Origin of the sequence: Streptomyces carpinensis, from assembly GCF_002154505.1 — a bacterium.
In the GTDB taxonomy this organism is placed as follows: domain Bacteria; phylum Actinomycetota; class Actinomycetes; order Streptomycetales; family Streptomycetaceae; genus Streptomyces; species Streptomyces carpinensis.
The window spans coordinates 1-480 of record NZ_MUBM01000684.1; the positions used below are offsets into that span (position 1 = coordinate 1).

Here is a 480-nt window from a genome sequence, read left to right on the forward strand (position 1 = left end):
GTGAAGCTGCGTCCGCCGTCGGCGCCGATCAGCCAGTCAGCGGTCAGAGTCTGCGTCTTCTCTCCGATCGTCACGGTCACGCCGATCCCGTCGCTGTCCTGCGTGATCACGGTCGCCTCGGCGTCGCGCAGGAACTCGAGCCCCTCGTGCGCGACTGCTCGCTCCCACAGCAGCCGCTCCAGGATCGGCTGGTCCGAGCAGTTCCCGCTGACCATCGTGCAGGCCGATCCGTACGCGTCCGAGCCCGGCCGCAGCGGCATGGTGCTGCCGGTCGAGGGCGACCGCTGGATGGTCAGCCTGGCCGGCACCCGGGGCGCGGAGCCGCCGACCGACCCGGAGGAGTTCCTGGCGTACGCGCTCGGTCTGCCGAGCCCGATCGTCGGCCGGCTCGTCCGCGACGCCGAGCCCCTCACCGACGTGCACGTCAGCCGCAGCACCCGCAACCTGCGGCGCTACCTGGAGAAGGCTCCGCGGTGGCCG

The 480-nt window shown here is 72.3% G+C and carries 1 protein-coding gene and 1 pseudogene; one reads left to right on the forward strand and one right to left on the reverse strand.

The genetic code is table 11. The features are described 5' to 3' along the window. Positions 1-260 (reverse strand): FAD-dependent monooxygenase (locus BZY54_RS52005; protein ID WP_341868744.1); only part of this gene is annotated, 260 nt, incomplete at its 3' end. On the opposite strand from BZY54_RS52005, the pseudogene BZY54_RS51435 reads away from it, so the two are divergent. After that, positions 193-480 (forward strand): annotated as a pseudogene (locus BZY54_RS51435) (pyridine nucleotide-disulfide oxidoreductase); the annotation flags it as partial. The gene BZY54_RS52005 and the pseudogene BZY54_RS51435 sit on opposite strands and share 68 nt — an antisense overlap.